Raw genomic sequence first — 17,434 nt, forward strand, 5'->3', positions numbered from 1 at the left:
CCATAACTCCTACGCACCTTCACACGGAGCAATCGTAGCAGCCCCTTCTGTCGCAGCCTGTTTCAATGTCATTGCTGCGGGACTATAGGATTCAGGTTTTTCCGGGGCCTCCACAGCCTGGGCCGCTTCTCTTTCACCGGCCTCTAATGCCTCTAACGGCTCGTCGATGGCAACGCCTTTTCCATTCCCTGCGGAGCCACCGCTATTGAGTTTGATACTGCCACCAACAATAGTCACACCACTGCTATCGATCTTGACGAAGTTGCCGCCGACCTTAATTGTGACTTCGCTACCGGCCTCAAGGACGAGATTTGCACCGGCCTTGATATGTACGTCACCACCGGCTTCATAACCGTATTCACCGCCGCACTTGAGTTGAACATCCGCACCGACTTGCATAGACATGCTGCCGTCGATGCGCTCAAAATTGTCTCCCATGACGCTCTGATGTACATCGCCTTCAACAAGACTTATCTGGTCATTCTTTACGATGGAGTGTTGATCGTTTCCGACCCACTGCAAATCGTCGTTCTTTATTCGCTTCTCGAGATTTCGTTCGGCATGAAAGTAGATGCTTTCTTCACCTTTTTGATCGTCAAAACTCAATTCGTTGAACCCACCACCCTCAGGTGAAGAATTGGTTTTCAACACGGTTTTGGTTTTGGCATCAGGCAAATCGTAAGGCATCTTTCGTATCGCATCATACAGACACCCTGTCACAAGCGGACGGTCTGGGTCACCCTCGATGAATTGAACAACGACTTCCTGGCCTATACGCGGTATTGCGAAACTGCCCCAACCTGCTCCTGCCCAGCTCTGGCTCACACGAACCCAGCACGAACTGTTTTCGTCATATTGACCTTGTCTGTCCCAGTGGAACTGAAGCTTTACCCTGCCGAACTCATCCGTGTATATGTCCTCTCCCTCTGGTCCAACCACGATTGCCGTTTGTGTGCTTACAATTTGCGGTTTGGGTATAACCTTGCCGGGACGAAACGGTACCGCCGAGGGTATTAAGGTCGCTTTGTTATTGTAAGTATTTCCCCCGGCACTCAGAACTCCATTGGCCTGGCCTTGCGTACCGCTGTGCACGACCTCTACAATTAACCACTCATCTTCAGGCGCAATCATTCCATGTTCGGAGATGCTTAGTAGACTACCGCTACTCAAGTCCGGATAGTTAGAACGCAAGTCCACGAACTGCCGAAATACCTGTCGTTTTTCCAGCAGGCGTTGTGCCTTGACCTCACCCTGATCGGGATCGCTGAATTTTCCTGGATAGACATAGCTCTCTAAACCCAGGTCATCAGACTGAGCATAGCCCTGCTGACGCAGGCTTGGATGCATGAAATCATAATCACGCATGCTAATCGCCGTCTCAACCGCCTGATGTTGTATATTGAGTTGCGAAATAAACGGTGTATCCGTTGCGAGAGAGGAAGCATAGCGAAAGACTTTGTTGGGGCTTTCCAATGGTTGATAGGCGGATGGATCATCTGCAATCACCAGGACGTGCTTTTCTGCATCATGTCGAAAGAAATAGAATAGGCCCTCTTCGTCCATGATGCGCTGCACAAAATCGAGATCGGTCTCCTGATATTGTGTGCAGTATTCCTGAGTGGAGTGATCACCGCTCAGTAAAAATTCGTATTGGTCACCGGGTATTCCGGCAAGCTCCAATTTTTCGACGATGATGTCTTGTACGGTCATACGTTGATAGAGGCGAGATGTACTGCGTTTGGAGAGAAACCAGCTAAGTGGTACCACAGTAATCGAATAATTGTAACTACCTTGCTGCGATATGCCGCTTGCAATCAGCTTCGCGACATGGCCACTAAATTGTCTAACGACTTCGTCGCTAGCATTAATGATAGTCAATGAGGCATTAACGCCAATCGCACTACTCAGCTCGATTGCTTCAGATGATACGAATTGAACTTCGAGTGCAAAGCTTTTGCTCAATCCTTCGGTCATGGTAAAACGGACGACACCGAGCACGGCGTCCAAACCGTTTATCCTTAAACCGTAGCGGTAGTGTCTGTCGCTGACTGACATAGTGTTTGCATTGACTGCCCCATATCGCTACGGGGCAGTTAGCTATCAACTATCAGGCAACAACCGGCGCGCGCCAGTCGTCAGACGCTGCAGTACCGCCCGCAACGTGATCCCAGGAAATCTTGCGATAGGCAAAAGACACTTCTTCAAGATGAGTGAAGTGTGCCTGTGAAGGATCCTGACAATTCGGCATCGTAGCGCGGATGTTTACGATAATCGCATCTTCAAGTTTCATGCTGAAATACTTTTCCATTGAACCCGTTGGCGAAGTGCGATACCAGCTCAACTCACACACCGAAAGATTCTCGCCCGTAGTCAATGCTTGATATAACAAGGGTGACGACTTGTCGAATACCTTGGTAATTGTCATAGGCTGGTGTACGCGTTGACCGGTAGGCTGTCCACTTTGCGGATCACGCGGAATTGTTACTTCGTGATTAAAGGCTTGCACGATAAACTCATCTTCGTGCCCCTCGACAAATACGTTACCGACGCTCTCCAGTGTAAACGCACCGGCGGTGATCAAGCCTTGTGTGGAACCTTCTATCTTCATAAACGCTGGGGTAGGCATTGTTTTTCTCCTTGTTAAATATTTCTAATTTCTATTTTTATATATCAACAATGGTGCCAATTTATATGTTGTTGATTTTCTTCTCAATACTAACTATTTCTTATTGTTGCATTGTGCGAAAATCTGCGCACCGGCGAAATAGTGTGCAGATCTTCGCACACTATTGCGGCCGACTTATCTGATAGCGATTAATCTTGTCTATCAGTGTACGCCTGCCGATGCCTAATGCTATCGCGGCTTGCGATTGATTCCAGTGATGCTGCTGCAGCTTTTCGATAATAAGCGCTGCCTCATAGTGCTCCAATGACTGCTTCAAACCATCCATGCCGTTGTTGCCCTTAACTTCACTCACATTCTGACGAGAGGAGTCACGCACAATATCTGGCAAATGTTCAACTGTGAGAGAACCGTTGTCGTCCACAAGAATTACGCCACGCTCTACAATATTCTTAAGTTCTCTAATATTCCCTGGGTAGGAATACTGTTCCAGGTGTTCATAATACTTAGGTGATACCGCCTTGATGACTTTTGAGTAGGACTCTGCGTACACTTCCACAAAATGTTTCGCTAGCGGAAGAATATCCTCTTTTCGATCACGTAAAGGCGGTAGATGGATAGGAAAGATATTGAGCCTATAGTACAAATCCTCACGAAACTCGCCCTCAGAAACTAACGAGGTCAGATTTTTGTGTGATGCGGCAACATATCTTACATTTACCTTCTGAATTGTCGTCGCACCGAGTGCACGCAACTCTCCTTCCTGGATGACTCTGAGTAACTTTGCCTGTAAGGGCAGGCTCAGTTCTGCGACTTCATCCAAAAACAATGTGCCGCCATCCGCCATCGCAATAAGTCCTGGCTTGTCCTTATCGGCACCCGAAAACGCGCCCTTTTTATAGCCGAACAATTCGCTTTCAAGCAAATTTTCAGGTAGGGCTGCGCAATTCTGTGTGATATAGGCACCTTTACGTTCACTGTTGTCATGTATCAATCGCGCAATGTGTTCCTTTCCAGTTCCTGTTTCGCCGCTAATCATAACTGTCGCGGCAGAACGAGAGACCTTGTCTACCAGGTCATATGCGCTTCTCATCGACTTGCTGCTAGCAAGGAGAATTTCTCGATCAACTTTCCTGTCAATATTCTTTTTCAACGCCTTGTTTTCTGCGTGAAGATCTCGATTTGCCGCTTCCAGTATTCGAATGAGCCGCGAATTTTCTGCACGATAGCGCTGGTTTTCTATCATCATGGAGGCATAAGAGGCGAAACTGCTCAGAATTTGTTTTCCCTCGTCTCTATAAAACAGCTCATTAGATATGTCAGAAAGCACCATCACCCCTGCTACATTGCCGAGCTTGTCGACTATGGGCGCAACATATAGTTGTTCTGTTCGCTCACCGACTTGCTTGTCCAGGTGGTAATACCAATCGAGTGTGTATTCGTGAACCTTATATATATTGCTCAGCGCAATTGACTTTCCAGTCACTGCTGAATAGACAAGAAGATTGGGTGAATTTCTATTGCCGTGATAATTTAACTCGATCGGATCCAAACCTCTTACCGATTCAATATCGCCATCCACCCACATTTTCTCTGTATACAAACGGCGCTTTGTAGCATCTAACAAAAATATCGCAACTCGTCTTGCGCCAGTTAGATCACCAAGCAACTGCAAAACCTTTACAAAGGTACTGCCCGTGTCGATGTTCTGATTCACGATTACACCGAGTTCAACAAAGGCCTCGATGGGTGTCATTTTTATTGTTTTCATTATAATTTTATTTCGATATATTCTTCGTCTACATCCTGCCCCAATCTGGCACTGCCTATCATTGCGGTTTGTCCATTGAGTTCCGCGGATTTGACCGCGCTAGAACGTACGAGAAAAGTCAAATCGTAGTCAAAACAATGTAAACCAAAACTATCTAACCACCCGTCAATTCGTTCCTTTAATGCGCGAAAGTCGAACATAGACTCCAGCCAAACGCGTATCGAAAACGAAAACTCACAACTCTCGATTGCCCTCCCCAAGGCACATTCGCCAGACAATGATGAATTCTTGCCACCAAGTAATGTCAAGCTATCCTTCTCTAACGGAATCCTCCTGGGGGTATTTGGCGTTACCTCGACTCTCGCTGTGCCAATCAATACGCTCAATGCCCGCTGGAGATTCTGTTTGGATATTCCATCCTTCCCCAACAAAGTGACCAGCTTTGAGAGTACATGCCGATCGTCATCCCGCTCGTACTCTAGTCCCGAAACTCGGGCAAGATATGATTCGCCCGCATAATGTGTTCCCTGGTGTTCATAGAAAACTTGATACTTCTTCCAGATCAAATAGAGTAGTTCAATAATGCGATGGTTAAAGAAATCGAAAAACTGCCTTACCACAGCCTCGTCTTCGTGTAAGCCAAGTAAGTCCTCTGTGTAAAATGTTGGCAACGGGGAATTCACACCGTGTAGGCCAATGAAATTGATCATCATGTTTAAGCTGGAAACAGCGTCTTCGTCTGATGCCTCAGTCGTAAAAAGGCTTTCGATATCGCTATGCCTGAAGCCCAATGACGGGTTGGTCTTAAACCATAATGGTGTGTCGGCCGACTTTCCCTGTAGGATTTCATCTACAGCTGCAAAAAACCGATATGATCTTACATCTCCCTCGAGCAAGTTGCGCCAGGGTTGTTCCAGTTCTAACGCTAGTGTTTCCATGGCCATATATGGCTTTCCCCGGTTGCCCGGTCAGCAACCATCGTCTCGACAAAGGTATTCAACTGAGCAGTAGCGTTCAACAGGTGATTAACGACTGTGAAGAAAAAATACATCTCACCTTCACTAGTGAATTTTTCCGAATCAACATCAAAACAAACTTGCATGCCACGCACAGGCAACTGGGATTTAATCCGCGTGACTTTAGAGACTTTGATGGCGTGAATTCCCTCCAGGCGTCGCTGGTGGATGCGATGAGCCTGTTTACTATAGTAGCTAGGGTAGTCGAAAAGGCTGACCAATTGTTTGAAACTTTCGAGTTTTGTTATTGAACGGAATTTCACGCTCATTGCCCCAATCAATGCCCAATCCACCCCAAGGTGAATCGGCGCGGGGTATGACTGGGTGACTGTGGTGATGTTCTCGAAATTCACATATTCCGGAGTGCTCGCGCTATGTTGGTCTATATCGCCAATATAGAGGTGGCGATTTAAATTTCCATTGGTACAACTTAGCTTGACGCTGATGACCTCTGGTCTGTCGGCCTTGCGCACATATCCTTTGCCTGCATGTACAAACGAGGCATATATATCGACGTTTCTTCCGACAAAACTGGGGACATGGCGTAACTGGTAATAGTCTCCCTCATCCTCGCCTGCGATATGTTGCAATACATTATTTACGTCATGGTAGTTGCGATATTTTCGACGATCGACCTCTCCTTGGATGCTGCCGCTCATCTCTTCGACGGTAAACACTTCATAGTGTTGCTTATCGTTTGCAGACGGTTTAATCAGATATTCTGTTTTGGCAGGATGTAGACGTAGAGGTTGCGCGTCTCGTTCAAATATATTGACGATAGGCGTACAAAACAGACGAAAACTATCTTTCACTGGATAGCAGTCTGGCTGCAGCTCTCTATCCAAATACAGCGTTATACAGAGTTTGTTCCCTAGAAGTTTTGCGCGCAGCGGATCGAATCCACGTATCTCAAAAAAACGAAACTTGTCCGGAAAACAGTGGTACTCCTGAAGCGTGCGGTAGAAGTTAGCAACATTGTCTGGTGAAGGTATGACACTTTCGTGGTCCTCAAAACCGATAGGATGCAGGTCTAAACCAGTAAGACTTTGGGGGAGTTCCTCACTCCCGCATTGTAAACCAATGCCATCCAGGTGAGACAACAGATTCATGTATAAGGAGTCGGTCTTTCTGCTGTCACCATGCAAAAACAGTCTTAGAGTGTCGAGCTGGATTTCGCTAAAGGGCTGGCCGCTGTCGGTCTTGAACGTGATCTCTATTTGGGACTTGCCCGAAAGACTACGCACCTCTACGGCATCGACAAGTATCGGATAGACATCGACGTCATAGCAGGTCCGAAAACGACACCGGATACCCTCGACCAGTTTGGAATCCACCTCGCTGCCCCGAGCAATCGTCTTTTTCCCGCGTATACTATTCGCGATGGGTGTGAACGCGAGTATAGACATGCCAGGTACCGGGCGCATGAAGTTTGGCCAAATGCTGGACAGAAGCCCTGAGGTAAACTCGGGCACCTCGTCATCGACTTTTTGTCGTAGCTTTGCCGTTAAAAAGGCAAAACCCTCAAGTAAACGTTCGACATCTGGGTCAGCACTATCTATCGCGAGAAACGGCGCTAGCTTAGGATAGTGAGCAGAAAACTTTTGCCCCATTTCTCTAAGATAGGTCAGCTCGTCCTGGTAATAGCGGTGAAACGTCATCTACCAGCCCCTCAATTCAATCTGTCCCGATGAGTGCATAGTGGTCTCAAAGTAGATCTTGCTTTTTTTGTCTCCAGCGAGAACGTCCGCCCGAATTTCAAATCGCAAATCAAGAAGATTCTCCGAATCACGAATATACTCGACAATGACATTGGTCAGGCGAGGTTCGTACTGGCCGATACAACGGTGAATCTCCCGACGCAACTCATGAACAGAATCGGGAAATCGCCGAGCAATGTCATTGAAATCCGGCAAGCCATAGTCTGGCAATGCAGGAACACTACCCTGCCGTGTATTGAGCATTTTATTCAAATGCTCATGCACAGACTCAACAGTGGCCCTCTCATCAAAGGCCATTGCATCCACGTGCCGTATACCCAATGCCAGCCGTTTGAAAAAACGTACTCCTGACATGCGTGAACAGTCCTGTTACTCTGTATCCAACTTACCCTTAAGCGACAAGGTAAACGACGCACCCATGTACTTAAAGTGAGGTACGACATCCAGATTTACCCGATACCAACCTGGATCACCCGCTACGTCAGAAACCGATATAGACGCCTTGCGCAGAGGACGACGACTGCGTACTGCTGCGGTGGGATTCTCCTGATCCGAAACATATTGTCTCAACCAGCCGTTGAGTTCACGTTCCAGATCGATCTTGTTCTTCCACGAACCGATCTGCTCACGCTGTAGCACTTTGATATAGTGCGCGAGACGAGTGATGATAAACATATAAGGCAGTTGTGTACCGAGTTTGTAATTGGTTTCTGCCGCCTTTCCTTCCGGTGTATCAGGAAAACGCTTGGATTTCTGGGCAGAGTTGGCAGAGAAAAACGCTGCATTGTCCGAACCCTTACGCATGGTAAGCGGAATAAATCCTTCCTCTGCTAATTCAAATTCACGGCGATCAGACACCAAAACTTCTGTAGGAATCTTGGTCTGTATCTCGCCCATGGCCTCAAAGTGATGTAGCGAGAGATCGTCTACCATGCCACCGCTCTGAGGACCGATGATATTCGGGCACCAGCGATACTTGGCAAAACTATCGGCCAGGCGTGTAGCGAAGGCATACGAGGTATTCGCCCACAAATAGTCTTCGTGCGAACCACTGACGTCTTCCTCGTAGTCAAAGCCCTTAACCGGATTTGTGGACTTGCCATAGGGCACACGCATGAGGAAACGTGGAAGAGTTAAACCGACATATCTGGCATCCTCTGTCTCACGAAAACCCTGCCATTTTGCGTAAACTGGGGACTCAAATATCGACTTGATGTCTTTCAGATCTGGTAATTCCTGCATATCGCTTATGCCAAAGAATTTTGGATCTACGCTACCGACAAACGGCGCATGAGACATTGCCGCCACGTTTGAAACATAGCGCAATAGTTTTACGTCGTTGGACGATGGTGAGAAGGCATAGTTGCCAACCATAGTGCCAACGGGTTCGCCACCGAATTGACCATAGCCAGCAGTATAGACGTGTTTATATAAGCCTGATTTGGTGATGTCGGGAAAATCTTCGAAGTCAGCCAACAAGTCATCCTTGGAAACGCTCAACACGTTTACCTTCACGTTCTCACGGAAGTCGGCGCGATCGACTACCATTTTCAGGCCGCGCCAAGCGGACTCGACAGCCTGAAACGAGTTATTGTGCATAACTTCATCTAGTTGTTTACTGATTTTTTCGTCCAGCAAAGAGATAAGATTATCTATAAGTTCCTTGTCGACCTTTTCTACCTTTCTATTTGCGTTAGCGATTTGGTCGACAAATATTTCAATGCCGCGACGAGCATGGGTATAAGCCTCTTCAGCCGGATTGATTCGAGTTTCCTGCATGATTTGTTCTAGCAAACCCAATTCTGCCTTCTGTTCTGTTTTTTCTGCTACAGTATCAGTCATTTTATTTTCCTCACATCTACACAGTCATTACGACTTCGTGATTTCATCTAATAGTTTTTGGCGAAGCTCATCGTCCAACATCATTTGTTCCAGCTTTCTTCTGAAGGCTGGTACGTTACCCAACGGGCCTTTTAGCGCCGTGAGCGCATTACGCAACTCGATGAGCTGATTGACTTCAGGTATCTGAGAGGCGACACTTTCCGGTTCAAAATCGCGCATGTTTTCTATCTTCAGCGCCACCGACATCTCTTCTCCCTCCTCGGCGCTCAGCTTGTTAGCTACGTTAAAACTCATCTCTATCCCATGACTTTTCAAAACGCTGTTGAAGTTGTCCTTATCTATCGAGATGGCCTTACGTTCTTCAAGAGGCGTTTCATCTTTCTTACCCGAGTAATCGCCCAGCATAAGCATTTTAAATGGCAACTCAACTTCGGCCTGAGCGTCACCTGTCGCGGCCTTATAGGTAATATTGACGCGTTCTTTCGGTGCTACTGATACATCATTTGACATGCTACTTTCTCCTAATTATTTTCGAATTCCAGATCATTCTTATATGCGCTAAGCAGGCTAACACCTACCATAGATTGATTAATTCCACTGAGTTCCGCACGATGTACATCGCTGCTATTTCGTGCGTAAAGCTTATGATTAATTTTATACTTCAATTCATATACCTCCTTCGCCATGGACGAATTCCATTCCCGCAGGCGATATCGCTCAACTAACTTCTCTAATTCCTGAATACAATTCATCGCCAAAAGATAGCGTCCCTGCCGATATAGCAGCTTCGCTGCTATATTCCACAAACGGTATTTGTCCTCAGCATCCACGCGTCTCGCCATTTGCTGATCAACAATCTCTATAACCTTTTCGATGCGCCCATCCTGTTGTAAGAGGCTTAAAGCTGAATTCAAACGTCTCCAGCGACTATCACTGTCCTTTACAGAAACCTCTATGCCGGACCGCAACTCATTAGCTTGAGATATTGAGCCTAGCCACTCCCGAGTTTTGGTATCTGCAAATGGTGTTAAATCGGAGAATTGAAGATCCTCGATACCAGGAAGACGCTTGAGGAAGGCGCTACTCGTTTGTGCTACCTCTTGTGCGATAGCGGTAAACTTATCTCCGAGTTGGCCGCACATTTCATATACGAGACGATTCAGATCCAACCAGAAGGGATTGGCCATTAACATGACTTCCAGTCTCACCAGATTTTTTGGGTCCGGAGAAAGTTTTCTTACCTCTTGTGCCTGTACCACATTGACGGGTTGGACCGTTGTTCTACTATTTGTGTGTTGCGGCAGACTCTCAATACCATCCCAAACCGCCGATCTTAGGCGTTTTGCAGCCTCAGCAGATAAGCCTGCTTGCTTGTGTTGATATTTAACGATGTTGAGATTCCATTCCCTTATTTGAGCAAGCGCTTTGCTCAGGTCTGACGCCGTCTCAATGTCCTTCTTGACTTGAATCTCTTTGGCCTCAGATATCTTGGCGCCGGAACTCGCAGGGCGGCTAAGAATTCTCGCCAGATAGTCCCGAATATAGCGCTTGATTCCAGCATGAGTTTGATAGTTATTCCCGTAAACCTCCGCCATGGTGTTGGCGTATAGTTCAAATCCAGCTGTAATCTCATCCATCTGCTTTTGGCTTATGGATTTGAGGTCCGTCAATGCGGGCAGATTTCCCAATCTTTCTTCTATCCACTGTACACTCGCCTCTCGCGCACGACTGCGTTTAGGAAAACAGGTTTGGCCAAAAGACTTATGAAAGTTCGAAAGAAGAACTAAACCAGTAGAAAGTCCTGAGAGCTTTAGCTCGCTAACCATGGCCAGGACGAGATAGTTGACAAGATTTACGTCTTTGGACCTTTCTTCCAGTAAATCCTTAGAAACTTTATGTATGGTTCGCCAATCAGGGGATTCGTCTCCCATGCCGATGATTTTGTCTATTTCAGTTTGAACTATCGTGTATTGTTCGTCGTCACGTACATCCTGACCAGCAGGATCGTCACCGGGAAACGGCTCAAGTAGACGCGCAATATTTTCGTCAGTTAGATACATACATCGTATCCTTTTGTTGAGCCACTATGATTTCTGGTACTGATACGCTCGACATCGAGAACAGGTTTTCGATATTACGATTCTTTTCGAATCGATAGCGCACATCAATTTGATCAATATGCTGGGCGGTTAGATAATGCTCATACTCTTTGAAATCATTTCGTTTAAAGGACTTTCTTCCTCCCCGAAAGTCCTGAAGAAAACGTATCATCCCCCATTGACCGGGATAGCGCTTTTCCAGGATCATGCTCCCGATGAAAACTCTCAGTGTCACATCAGCACACTCACTGGCAGACCAGCGAAGTCTTTTACTTACCGGAAAATTTTCATTCTTAATCGATTGGCTGCCTTTGTTACACGCCAGGTCCAGAGACGTTAAGAAAGGGAGTTCCCCAGCCTCTGGATTTACACTGGTAGGCAGTGTTGAAATGTATACATCAACCTCACCTTCCAATATGCTGTCGTCCAACTTTCCACGATTCAACAAGCCGATAAATTCTTTACTCAAACCTAGTGCTTTACCGCGCACAATCCGTTCGACATACTTTTTCTGGCGTGTGATCTCTAGAAAGGGAGCCAGAGTGTTGTTAGTGAACTCCCAGATCAGACCGTTCTTTCCACGCGCCACCCGATTCTTTTCCCATCCGCCGACATTTCCCAACTCAAGAAGAACATTGCTCACCCATAAGGACTGAATATACTTTTGCGTATTTCCTATGAGGAAAGCGACTACATAATCGGATTCACTTGCAAGCAAGTCGTCTAGAACCGGTTCGCCGGAGACATGGGTATACAAGGCATGATTGATTTTCGACTCTATCCAATCAAGTCGGTTTAGTAAGGCTTTTGGTTGTTTGATACTGCTTTTGTTCTCACTTTCAAGATAGCTCTCGGATAGCAGATTATAGGCGACACGCTCCTCTTCTTGAGTCAATGCTGCAAGTTCCTTGAGGATATCTTCCCTTTCCTTTAGCAAAGGATATAGATCTTTGTCTTTCTCATAGTCGCTGGACTTAGAAAACTGGTTGTCTCTAAACAATCCCGTCACACTAGAGACCGCTACCGTCCCCTTGTCCGCAATTCCCCCAACCAAACCTTTCGCCTGGAGTTGATCGCGATATTGCGGCTCTAACAAGCGAGCATAGCGTTTAACGGTGTCCATCCACAGTCCTTGCTCGTTAAACAGATCCCGGTGGGGTTCAAGTACAAGAAGATGGGTATTAGCCGTTTGTACGAATCGATTTAGGGCCGATGTTTGAGTGGAAACAACTCGGATGTAGTCAGAGGCTCTGGCTTTTTCCACATTTTCCAGGTAGCGAGGGAATGACCTTAGAGCCGAATGCCACGCCTGTTGGTACTCTCTCAGGTAGTATGCACGTACAGCCTCTACCTGCGTGTCAATATCCTTCAATGAAGATATGCCATTAAACATATTGACTATCGATGCATAGGCTTCATCTGTGAACGCGCCACTGACAAGTGTCGCCTGCTCATGTTTCCCAAGTTCCAGATAATTACCAATATCGATATTATTTGTCTGAAATCGCGCTCTAGCCCAATCCACAAACCAGGACTTGTCACTGTTTTCATTTCTCAACATGAGTGCAATTCGTTCACTAGTCATCTGAAGGTCTGCGGCCAAAGTCTCTTTACCTTCCGCCCACTCTACATAGCGCCGGCTATTCTTTTCCAGTTGACTCGTTATCCCATCCGGGACAAGTACAAACTCATGGGCTACTAATCGGGAATACATTGTTGTCGAATGTGTGGTATTGACGGTGCTGCCACTGAGCACATCTCTCAAGAACAGTAGTGTTTCAAACAACTCCCCTATCTGGCTGTTATCGCTTTCCCTGGATAATTTCATTGCCACCATATCGAGAAACGGACTGATTACCGCTTTGCGATACATCTGAACGAAGCGTTGTTTTGCAGCGGAAACAAGATGTGCACCGACGCCAAAGATATCCAAACCGTTTTCGAGTCCAAGCCTTTCTACCGGGGCTGCAATTCCGTCAAGTATCGCTAAATCCTCAACAATATTTCCTTGCAATTCCCCAAGAGAATTGAAATCTTGCGCGAGTGACTCGAGGCTCGCTTTTTGTTCAACAAAGACACTGGTCATAAATACTAATGACAATAGCCCGACAAGTACACCCACCACTATTCCATTACGCGTACTACGACTTATCCCCGGACCTAACGCAAAGCCCGCATCCCTACTCAGAACGCGGTGGATGTTTCGGTTTACACGCTTCCCAAGCCTGTTTTCCGTTTCTGTAGATCGAACAAATACACCGCGTATAGATATCTCGTGACTTTGTAATTTTGAATTCCAGCGTGATTGCGTGTAGGTGATACGTGTTTGAAACTTTCTCCATAGCGCCAAAACCGGGATAGCCTTGCTACCAAAATTCTTTATTGAATTGATTTTTAGACTTTCAACGCGTTTGCTCATACGCGTGAAAGCGTTCTCGACAGACCCAAGGTCTGTTCCTGACAACGTACCAAATGGCAATTTGTTGAGTATAGACCCGGCTTCGTCGTCTAATTCCATGATGCTGGGTAGGGCGCCGTCGTCATCAATAAGCAAATATAGCGGAAGCTTTCTGCCAGTTTCTCTTTCAGATAGTGTAAGCAGATCGACAAGAGCAGATGCATTTACATCAAGCAGTCTCGTTGCCGTATCGTCTTCTCTATCATCATAGACTATCCCACCTACCCTGCCTGTTCCGACCTTGCCTATCAGATTTTGTAAGTGACTATAGTTCTTCGAGTCCTTAGTCCATTCCATTGAAGGAATTTCAATGAAATAGATGCCTTCACCAAGCCAAATATTAGTAAACTCAGGACAATACCTTTCACCCATAACCGGTAGACCTAGCAACTGTCTTTTATCAGCGAAGTCATTTTGTTGTCGTGAGACATAAATATAATACGGAAACAGCTTGAGGGGTTGACCAATCTGGGATAGTCCCGACTTTTTGAGCACCCTAAGACTTTCTGATTCGTAGCTCTTTGCCTTGCTACTGTCTATGTTATGCCTACGACGATAAATGGCCAGAAAGCGTATCGTTAAGTATGTGGTGACAAGTAACAATATGGACAAAAACCCATAGAGTCCATATGAAAGCAATGTCGAAATTTGATCTAAATTGTTTTGAGAATAATAGAGTGCAAGCCCAGCTATAAAAATTAGCAGGATTAGGAGACCTATCCACTTTATTATTCTTTTAAACATGGTCTTTAACTAGTTACAAACCCAAATATGCCTGTTCCTGCAATATATAACGAAATAACAGGTAAGCGGCGATATTGCAGAACAATGCTATCGTCACTACCGCAAATAAAATGCGACTCGCGTTTTTTCCAGGAGTAGAGGATACGAGTTGATTTAGTTCCTTACCTATTGAAGCCACCGTGTCTTCAACAGACCCGTCTGCCTTTTGCAGCTTGCTGAAATAAGTACTCTTGAGGCCCATGAGAATACCTTGGTCTTCCTTTTCGCTATACTTACCTCTATATCCAAACTCCAGACAGGTATAGAAAACACGTAAAACATCGATTGCCGAATCCGGTAACGCCTCTAAACGTAAAAAAAACTGTTCCCCCGCTTGGGTCGTATCATAGAAACGCTTCTGCAATAGCTGAGAGGACCAACTTATTGGGTTTTCCTGATACACACGCGATACCGCTTCATCGATCCAGGCAGTGACTGCAAAACGGGCACTATCAAAATTCCTGGGGTCAACGCCGTCTCCCACCGCGTTCTTCATGGCGTCATTCAATTGGGATTCCAAGTTCTCCCGTAGCGATGAGGGTTCTACACCATTAGAATTTCCAACATCCTCTAATTCTTTCACGTAGCTGAACACCGTGGAAAAATAGTTCAACATCTACTTCAACCCCACGACGAAAAATCGGATATCTGACGGAACGCTGTCTATATAGACTGAGATATTCTCTTCTTCACGCGCTTGTTTCCATAACTCACCCATAGTATCCAATTCAAAATATACTGAACCCGATTTGATCGGAATACGTGAGTTTCCGCTTACATCTAATCTCTTTAACTCAATACCGGGTAAGGAACGTGAAACCAGGCGCGGCAATCCTTGACGCGAACCGATTTTTATATTTTCGCCAATAACCTCTTCGACATAGTCCTTCGGCAAGGTCGTTCGAATTTCTAAATAGAAATGCTGGCATCTATCGAATTCATTGTGTTTGAAACCGGCGTTAAAGTAACTACCGTCGAATTCCATCTCCACTTCCAGGTCAACCCCTCCCGTGAGTTCGTCCATACAAACCTTCCAGTAGGATATAAGCCTACGCATGAGTTCTTCAGGATGATAATGTTGGTAGCGCAGCTCTTTTTCGCGAGAAATAAGCTTTCCTGGATTGTCATTCTTCCGATAAATACTTAGGGAAAACAACATATCGGTTACAAGACTGTAGAAGGCATAGGGAGAAATTCTTCCAGTTTCCCTGGCCGCGTCTAACTTTGCCAACGCGCTGGCCAGAATCGTAGAAATCGAATTCTGCTTTATTGCTTCTAGAATGCCTTTCGCTTCCACTAACTCTGTCAAATCCTTCTCTTCAATGCGCTGAACGACTTCTGTCAGAAAGTTGTCGAAGTGCTTTTTCAGAGGGGTGTGGTCCAAAAGATTTATACACGGCGGTACAAATTGAGTATCAAACACCATGCGCGCACCAACACGGCGCATTCTAGCAACAGGTATCAGATCGAATTCGCTGGCCAACGCAATCTCTTCACTAAAAAATATTTGCAGGTTATAGGTTAGAAACCGCAACTCTTCTCGGCTATTTTCGCGATAGATATCGTATACAGCGGCGATATTGTTTTTGTAGACAAATCTTGGCTTTTCCAGACGAGATAGCTCCAGATTCTTTTCGGTCTGAAGGCTGTTTCGATAGTCGTCTTTTATCTTGCGCATCCCAACATATATCGTGGTCTTATCACCGAGCTCACGTATATCCTCCTCGATGCTGCGACTTTCGACAATCGCGTTTTGGCCGATGTCCAGAATTTCGCCATCATGGGTTCGCCAACGTAGCTGGTTAAATAAAACAATATTGTTTGCTAACGCATTTTCGTTGAGAGACACTTGTTCAACACCATAGTGGTAGGGATCCACAAAAGCCGTCAACGAAGTAATTCTAGCCTTGTACAAATTGTCCTGGTATTGAAAATGCTGGGGTCTCAGAAAGACTCCTTCATACCATTCCAGCTCTCTTATCATATCTTTTTTCACTCGATGGCCCTTCTTCCGAGTTGAATATGAACAACGGTATCCGCTCTTTCCGGATTTTTCGGTTTCCAGAAAAACGAGTGCTTTTTTCGTGTTTTTAACGTAAATACTTTTACTTTTCTCTGCATCTCACTTATAAAGTATCCAGCAACCGCCGCCACATATTTAGCCGATTTGTGCCTATCCCAATAGAAGCTACGATTGACTCCAGGCGGTATAATCTCTTTTCTAACCATCAACACGTCATCGTTAAAGCTCTCCCCCTTCAAAAGAATTTCCATCCCATTCATCTCATTCGTCAATCTTTTTAGGCTATCCAAGGTCTTGAACTGATAGAGCACTAGCACCGTTGTATGAGACAAATTGTCAAACAAATTTGCATCTTTGCTACTATTCAGTTCAATGCGTATTCCGTCTTCGACAACGCTATCTACCATTGCAAATACATTGATCGAGAACAACATAGAAACTATTAACGCAAAATTCCGAGTCATATTCCCATCGATTGTTTCATCTTGTACATAATCCAGAAATCTCGAACAAATGTCCCAGATGATTTGTATTTCTCAATAGCTTCATATTTCTCAAGAATCGCTATAAACAGGTCGTTTTTTTCCAGCCATTTTCGATCTTCTTCACTTGATGACAATCTGCGTAATATTCCATTAGGTTCAAACGCATCTAGAACTGTAGATATCAGTTCCTCCAATGCCAATTCAGTATTTCTTTTTCTTTGCGTTTGTTCAGACTCTAGCATTGCGATATATTCGCTCATACTCCTCTTAGAGTTTGATCGACACAATTTCGCAATGGCTGCACGCATTAGTTCTAGCTCTGATTTCAACACAGGTATCCAGTCATTAGGATTTTCGGGAATTAAGTATCCACTTCGATTTCCCAGTATGCTAAGACACATCAATAGACTGTCGTGATCTAACGCAGTGGCATTGTCGTCATTATCCAGGCGCGATATCACGATTCTGAGATACTCCCCGACTTCAATTGCACTTTGGGTATTTCTTAGCTTATAGCGTAGAAAAACATCAAAGACACGCCTTCTATCGTTTGGGGAGAAAATCGATAATTTACCAGCAATGCGCCGGAGCTGGTGAATAGTCTCCAACATGTCCC

14 protein-coding genes are annotated in these 17,434 nt (G+C 45.6%); all 14 read right to left on the minus strand.

The genetic code is table 11. The features are described 5' to 3' along the window. Nucleotides 1-9 precede the first annotated feature (9 nt). The 14 genes from vgrG to OEZ43_14875 all read right to left on the minus strand — a co-directional run bounded on the left by vgrG (nt 10) and on the right by OEZ43_14875 (nt 17,429). A complete protein-coding gene (gene vgrG / locus OEZ43_14810) occupies nt 10-2,055 on the minus strand; it encodes a type VI secretion system tip protein VgrG (GenBank protein MDH5546861.1) in 2,046 nt (681 codons plus the stop codon). Between the two features lie 52 nt (nt 2,056-2,107). After that, nucleotides 2,108-2,626 carry an Hcp family type VI secretion system effector gene (locus OEZ43_14815; protein MDH5546862.1) on the minus strand — a complete coding sequence of 173 codons (519 nt, stop codon included), beginning with the start codon at nt 2,624-2,626 and terminating at the stop codon, nt 2,108-2,110. 160 nt (nt 2,627-2,786) lie between these two features. Then, the gene (locus OEZ43_14820) at nt 2,787-4,394 is read right to left on the minus strand and encodes a sigma-54-dependent Fis family transcriptional regulator (GenBank protein ID MDH5546863.1); all 1,608 of its coding nucleotides are present in this window, start codon (nt 4,392-4,394) and stop codon (nt 2,787-2,789) included. Continuing rightward, nucleotides 4,394-5,338: a type VI secretion system baseplate subunit TssG gene (locus tag OEZ43_14825; protein MDH5546864.1), complete on the minus strand. Its 945-nt coding sequence runs from the start codon at nt 5,336-5,338 to the stop codon at nt 4,394-4,396. The genes OEZ43_14820 and OEZ43_14825 overlap by 1 nt, the downstream gene beginning before the upstream one ends. Further along, entirely contained in the window at nt 5,320-7,068 is a 1,749-nt protein-coding gene (tssF, locus tag OEZ43_14830; GenBank protein MDH5546865.1) for a type VI secretion system baseplate subunit TssF, read from the minus strand. The genes OEZ43_14825 and tssF overlap by 19 nt, the downstream gene beginning before the upstream one ends. Further along, on the minus strand, nt 7,069-7,482 hold the full coding sequence (gene tssE, locus OEZ43_14835) for a type VI secretion system baseplate subunit TssE (protein ID MDH5546866.1): 414 nt from the start codon (nt 7,480-7,482) through the stop codon (nt 7,069-7,071). Nucleotides 7,483-7,497: 15 nt separating this feature from the next. Continuing rightward, nucleotides 7,498-8,970 (minus strand): type VI secretion system contractile sheath large subunit, encoded by a 1,473-nt coding sequence (tssC, locus tag OEZ43_14840; protein MDH5546867.1) that lies wholly within the window; start codon nt 8,968-8,970, stop codon nt 7,498-7,500. Between the two features lie 27 nt (nt 8,971-8,997). Next, nucleotides 8,998-9,480 carry a type VI secretion system contractile sheath small subunit gene (gene tssB, locus OEZ43_14845; protein MDH5546868.1) on the minus strand — a complete coding sequence of 161 codons (483 nt, stop codon included), beginning with the start codon at nt 9,478-9,480 and terminating at the stop codon, nt 8,998-9,000. Between the two features lie 11 nt (nt 9,481-9,491). Further along, nucleotides 9,492-11,030: a type VI secretion system protein TssA gene (gene tssA / locus OEZ43_14850; GenBank protein MDH5546869.1), complete on the minus strand. Its 1,539-nt coding sequence runs from the start codon at nt 11,028-11,030 to the stop codon at nt 9,492-9,494. Next, on the minus strand, nt 11,017-14,139 hold the full coding sequence (locus OEZ43_14855; protein ID MDH5546870.1) for a hypothetical protein: 3,123 nt from the start codon (nt 14,137-14,139) through the stop codon (nt 11,017-11,019). Before OEZ43_14855 ends, tssA begins: the two co-directional genes overlap by 14 nt. A gap of 145 nt (nt 14,140-14,284) precedes the next feature. Next, entirely contained in the window at nt 14,285-14,926 is a 642-nt protein-coding gene (icmH, locus tag OEZ43_14860; GenBank protein ID MDH5546871.1) for a type IVB secretion system protein IcmH/DotU, read from the minus strand. Beyond that, nucleotides 14,927-16,306, minus strand: coding sequence for a type VI secretion system baseplate subunit TssK (gene tssK / locus OEZ43_14865; protein ID MDH5546872.1), 1,380 nt, complete (start codon nt 16,304-16,306; stop codon nt 14,927-14,929). It abuts the gene before it with no gap. Further along, on the minus strand, nt 16,303-16,797 hold the full coding sequence (locus tag OEZ43_14870; protein ID MDH5546873.1) for a type VI secretion lipoprotein TssJ: 495 nt from the start codon (nt 16,795-16,797) through the stop codon (nt 16,303-16,305). The genes tssK and OEZ43_14870 overlap by 4 nt, the downstream gene beginning before the upstream one ends. Next, complete coding sequence (locus tag OEZ43_14875; protein ID MDH5546874.1) at nt 16,794-17,429, minus strand: hypothetical protein; 636 nt, start codon at nt 17,427-17,429, stop codon at nt 16,794-16,796. Before OEZ43_14875 ends, OEZ43_14870 begins: the two co-directional genes overlap by 4 nt. Nucleotides 17,430-17,434: the final 5 nt, after the last annotated feature.

It is taken from the genome of Gammaproteobacteria bacterium (assembly GCA_029881255.1).
Taxonomy (GTDB): domain Bacteria; phylum Pseudomonadota; class Gammaproteobacteria; order S012-40; family S012-40; genus JAOUMY01.

What these genes read in the sequence shown, in the direction of transcription:
- vgrG (MDH5546861.1), bottom strand. Translation starts at nt 2,055, where the DNA reads ATGTCAGTCAGCGACAGACACTACCGCTACGGTTTAAGGATAAACGGT.
- OEZ43_14815 (MDH5546862.1), bottom strand. Translation starts at nt 2,626, where the DNA reads ATGCCTACCCCAGCGTTTATGAAGATAGAAGGTTCCACACAAGGCTTG.
- OEZ43_14820 (MDH5546863.1), bottom strand. Translation starts at nt 4,394, where the DNA reads ATGAAAACAATAAAAATGACACCCATCGAGGCCTTTGTTGAACTCGGT.
- OEZ43_14825 (MDH5546864.1), bottom strand. Translation starts at nt 5,338, where the DNA reads ATGGCCATGGAAACACTAGCGTTAGAACTGGAACAACCCTGGCGCAAC.
- tssF (MDH5546865.1), bottom strand. Translation starts at nt 7,068, where the DNA reads ATGACGTTTCACCGCTATTACCAGGACGAGCTGACCTATCTTAGAGAA.
- tssE (MDH5546866.1), bottom strand. Translation starts at nt 7,482, where the DNA reads ATGTCAGGAGTACGTTTTTTCAAACGGCTGGCATTGGGTATACGGCAC.
- tssC (MDH5546867.1), bottom strand. Translation starts at nt 8,970, where the DNA reads ATGACTGATACTGTAGCAGAAAAAACAGAACAGAAGGCAGAATTGGGT.
- tssB (MDH5546868.1), bottom strand. Translation starts at nt 9,480, where the DNA reads ATGTCAAATGATGTATCAGTAGCACCGAAAGAACGCGTCAATATTACC.
- tssA (MDH5546869.1), bottom strand. Translation starts at nt 11,030, where the DNA reads ATGTATCTAACTGACGAAAATATTGCGCGTCTACTTGAGCCGTTTCCC.
- icmH (MDH5546871.1), bottom strand. Translation starts at nt 14,926, where the DNA reads ATGTTGAACTATTTTTCCACGGTGTTCAGCTACGTGAAAGAATTAGAG.
- OEZ43_14870 (MDH5546873.1), bottom strand. Translation starts at nt 16,797, where the DNA reads ATGACTCGGAATTTTGCGTTAATAGTTTCTATGTTGTTCTCGATCAAT.
- OEZ43_14875 (MDH5546874.1), bottom strand. Translation starts at nt 17,429, where the DNA reads ATGTTGGAGACTATTCACCAGCTCCGGCGCATTGCTGGTAAATTATCG.